This is a genomic window from Bacillus sp. JJ1503 (genome assembly GCF_036965125.1).
In the GTDB taxonomy this organism is placed as follows: domain Bacteria; phylum Bacillota; class Bacilli; order Bacillales; family Cytobacillaceae; genus Cytobacillus.
In genome coordinates this window covers 291-5258 of sequence record NZ_JBALOZ010000140.1, presented here as the reverse complement: position 1 = coordinate 5258, position 4968 = coordinate 291, and the positions used below count along the sequence as shown (strand labels likewise).

Annotated in this window: 2 protein-coding genes; both read right to left on the bottom strand. The window is 38.1% G+C overall.

The window, feature by feature from the left end:
* Positions 1-84 precede the first annotated feature (84 nt).
* Positions 85-558, bottom strand: a complete 474-nt coding sequence (rimP, locus tag V7149_RS12240) for a ribosome maturation factor RimP (RefSeq protein ID WP_335345908.1) — start codon at positions 556-558, stop codon at positions 85-87.
* 242 nt (positions 559-800) lie between these two features.
* Positions 801-4968: PolC-type DNA polymerase III (locus V7149_RS12235; protein WP_335345906.1), on the bottom strand; the 4168-nt coding region annotated here is incomplete at its 5' end.

Below are 4968 nucleotides of genomic sequence, written 5' to 3'. Positions count from 1 at the left end.
TCAAGTAATGTGAGAGCATCCAACAATTCGCTGCTCATGAGACTTCTTCCCCCTTTAATAGAAAAGCGCAAGCGCTAATTGACTTTATGAAAAAACAACTGCTAAGCGTGCATTCGCTACTTTTTCATACGGAATATCAATACTTTTCTTTCTTGTTTTAATTTTGATTTCGACTGTTACTGTGTGACCATCAAAATGAGTCAAAATACCTTCGAACGTTTTATCACCATCAATAGGCTCATAGGTTTTAATAAAAACATTTTTGCCAACTGCTTTTTCAAAGTCTTTTTCATTTTTAAGAGGGCGCTCAGCTCCAGGCGATGAAACCTCTAAGAAATAGTTATAAGGAATTGGATCTATCTCATCAAGCTTTTCACTTAATTTTTCACTGACTAACCCGCATTCCTCAATATCGACACCATTTTCCTTATCAATAAATACGCGGAGGAACCAATCTCTTCCTTCCTTAACGTATTCAATGTCAACTAATTCTAAATTAAGCTCATCCAAAATAGGTGTGACTAATTGTCCGACTGTATCAGTCACCTTGCTCATAATATCCCTCCTTTACGCGGTTCATGGCTTCAAGTGAAATTCAATTCAATTCAAATGGATAAATGTGTTAACTAAAAATAACGTATACAACACGAAAGAGTGGGTTGCCCCACTCTTCTTTAACGAGAGTTATTAATAGTATTTCCATAAAAACTATACCATAACCAATTTTTTAATGCAAATGGAATAGCTATCATGTCAAGGGATTGACCCCTTTTTATGATAAAATTTTTATAGGATGTGCATTAAAACAGGGAAAGCTGATTTTGTTCTGGGAGTGATTCCAGACAGCCATGGTTGTCCAAATACTCAATGATTGTTTTGGATAATTTTCCCCGCTGCTGAAGGTCTTCTTTAGACAAAAACTCCCCCACTTCCCTAGCTTTTACAATATTAAGAGCTGCATTTGTCCCCAATCCAGGTATCGAATTAAATGGAGGTATTAATGTGTTTCCATCAATAATAAATTCGTTAGCACTTGAGCGGTACAAATCAACCTTTTGGAAGCTAAAGCCACGTTCAGACATTTCAAGAGCCAGCTCCATCACCGTTAATAGGTTCTTTTCCTTTGTGGAGGCATCAAGGCCTTTAGCATTTATTTCTTCAATCAAAGCACGGATGGATTGCGATCCTTTAACCATGGCATCCACATCAAAATCTTCAGCACGAACCGTAAAGTATGCTGCATAATACAAAAGAGGATGATGAACTTTAAAATAAGCAATCCTTACGGCCATTAAAACATATGCAGAAGCATGGGCTTTAGGGAACATATATTTTATCTTTTTACAAGAGTCAATATACCATTCAGGTACTTGATTCTTCCTCATTTCCTCTTCCATTTCATCTGTTAACCCTTTACCTTTACGAACGGACTCCATGATTTTAAAGGCAAATGCTGGTTCTAATCCTTGATAAATTAAATACACCATAATATCATCACGACAGCCAATTACTTCACTTAGTGTACAAGTTTTATTATGAATGAGTTCCTGAGCGTTCCCTAGCCAAACATCGGTACCATGTGAAAGTCCAGATATCTGTACGAGCTCGGAAAAGGTTGTCGGTTTTGTATCTTCAAGCATTTGACGAACAAATCTTGTTCCAAACTCCGGAATGCCAAGTGTACCTGTTTTACACATAATTTGTTCTTCTGTTACACCAAGCGATTCTGTACCGCTAAAGATTTTCATTACTTCTGGGTCATCGGTAGGAATGGTTTTAGGGTCAATCCCGCTTAAATCTTGAAGCATACGAATAACTGTAGGATCATCGTGCCCAAGAATATCAAGTTTAAGCAAATTATCATGGATCGAATGGAAATCGAAATGAGTTGTCTTCCATTCAGAATTTTTATCATCAGCCGGAAATTGGATCGGTGAAAAATCATAAATATCCATATAATCAGGAACAACGATAATTCCTCCTGGATGCTGACCTGTTGTTCTTTTTACACCGGTGCATCCAGAGGCAAGGCGTTCAACCTCTGCACCTCTTAATTGGAGGTTATGATCCTGCTGATAGGCTTTTACATATCCGAATGCTGTCTTGTCGGCAACTGTTCCAATCGTACCCGCCCGGTATACAAAGTCTTCCCCGAACAGTACCTTCGTGTAGTTATGGGCACGTGGCTGATACTCACCTGAGAAGTTTAAGTCAATATCCGGAACCTTGTCTCCTTTGAAACCAAGGAAGGTTTCAAATGGGATATCTTGTCCATCCTTTATATAGGAAGCACCGCAGTTTGGACAATCCTTATCTGGCAGGTCATAGCCTGAACCTACTGAACCATCATTAAAGAATTCAGATTGCTTGCACTCTGGACAGACATAATGTGGAGGAAGCGGATTAACTTCTGTTATCTCTGTCATCGTTGCAACAAAGGATGAACCAACAGATCCACGTGAACCAACTAAATAACCATCATCTAATGATTTTTTTACTAATTTATGAGAGATCAAATAAATAACAGCGAATCCATGACCAATTATACTTTTTAATTCTTTTTCAAGACGAGCTTCTACTATTTCAGGCAAATTATCTCCATAGATTCTTCTTGCCATTGAATAGCTCATATTCCGCATTTCATCATCTGCGCCTTCAATTTTAGGCGTATACAGATCATCCTTAATTGGTTTAATAACATCTATCATATCGGCAATTTTATTTGTATTATCTACGACAATTTCCTTTGCCTTATCACGGCCTAGGAAAGAAAAGGCATCAAGCATTTCATTCGTTGTTCTAAAATGTACATCTGGAAGCTTATGACGATTTAATGGATTTGCTCCCCCTTGAGAGCTGATTAGGATTTTCCGATAAATTTTGTCATTAGGGTTTAAATAATGGACATTTCCTGTTCCGACAACAGGAAGACCTAGCTTATCACCTAATTGAACAACATTCCCAATGATCTCTTCTAGAGCCTTTTCATTCCTTACTAGCTCTAATTCAATTAAATGTGCATAAACGGCTTTCGGATGAACTTCAATATAATCGTAGAATGCCGCAATATCTTCAACCTCTTCAGGTGATTTCTGCATCATTCCTTCAAAAACCTCACCTTTATCACATCCAGAGCCAACAAGAAGCCCTTCCCGATATTTCTGCAGTACTGATCTTGGAATGCGCGGAACACGATAGAAATAGTTCATATGAGAGATAGAGACGAGCTTAAATAGATTCTTTAAACCGGCTTCAGTTTGTGCAAGCAGTGTACAATGATAAGGTCTCGCACGCTGGTAAGCATTCCCCTCACCCATATGATCATTGAACTGATCATGAAATTCAATTTCTTTTTCTGCAGCATCCTTTAACATCTTTAATAATAGATAACCAGTTGCTTCAGCATCATATATCGCTCTATGATGCTGTGTTAACTCAACATCAAATTTCTTTGCCAGCGTATTTAAGCGATGATTTTTCATTTCTGGATATAAGAAACGGGCCAATTCTAGTGTGTCAATAACTGGGTTTGCTGCTTTGCCTAAACCAATTTTCTTATAACCTACATTTAAGAATCCCATGTCAAAAGATGCATTATGAGCTACTAAAATCGCATCGCCCGTCCACTCGTAAAATCTTTGAAGCACTTCATCAACTTCAGGTGCATTTTCAACAAGGTCATCCGTGATTCCAGTTAAATTAATGGTCGTAGCAGAAAGTGGGTGATGCGGATTCGCAAAGGACTCAAAGCGATCGATAATTTCCCCGTTATGAATCTTAACTGCTGCAAGCTCAATAATCGTATCATAAACAGCAGATAAACCAGTCGTTTCAACGTCAAATACTACATACGTATCTTCAGTTAGCCTTCTTTTTGCACTGTTATAAGCAATAGGAACCCCATCGTCCACTAAGTTAACTTCTACACCATATAATATTTTTATATCATTTTTCTTACCTGCACCAAAAGCCTCGGGGAAAGACTGTACGACTGCATGATCCGTTACAGCTATTGCCTTATGGCCCCATTTCTTCGCCTGGCTAATAAGGGTGCTGACAGATGTGACAGCATCCATTTGACTCATCGGGGTATGAAGATGCAATTCTACTCGTTTTTCATTTTCGGGTGCTGTATCCTGTCTTTGGATCGGTTTAATTTCGTTAATATCATTTCCAATCATAACAAGATCACGAACAAATGTATCAGTTTGAATACTGCCTCTCACTTTTAGCCACATACCCTTTTGAACATGCTGATACAACGCTGCATCTTCCTTGTCCCGTGAAAACATTTTGACTATTATGGAGCTTGTGTAATCCGTAATTTTAAAGGTTAATAGTGTTCTGCCGCTACGGAGTTCCCTCGTTTCTGCAGAAAACACATACCCCTCTATGGCAACACGGCGTTCTTCATCGACAATATCAATAAGCTTTCTGAAATCGGCATCATCTTTAATCGTTAATCCAATTGTCAGTGGGCCTTGAACTGTGGAAGCATTATTAGCTCCCTCTTCAGCTTCTTTCTTTTGCATTTCTAACATTGCCTGAATGCCGCGTTCTTGGTCCTCTCTCTGTTTAGCCTCTATAAATTTCTTATATTCTTCATTTGCGGCTTCGGAGGAAATTTCAGTTTCGATCGTTAATTTCGGAAAGCCAAGTGTTTCATAAACACCCGATATCATCTCAGAGTATTTCCTTTTAATAGATAATCCTTCCGTATCGTTTCTTACACTTACTATTAACTTGTTCCCATGCACAGAAGGAATCTGTTCATTTAATAACTTAATTAATGGAGGAGCCATGCCTTCCATTTCCTCCATACAATATTTCCAGTACCCCTGCACCAATTGTTCATCAATATGATTATTCTTAACTTCAATGGTAAATGATGTATTTGCAATATGAGAAAATACCTTTGCCAACTTAGTGGAAAAAAGGCTAAAGATATTAAATGGTAAAATTTGCTCA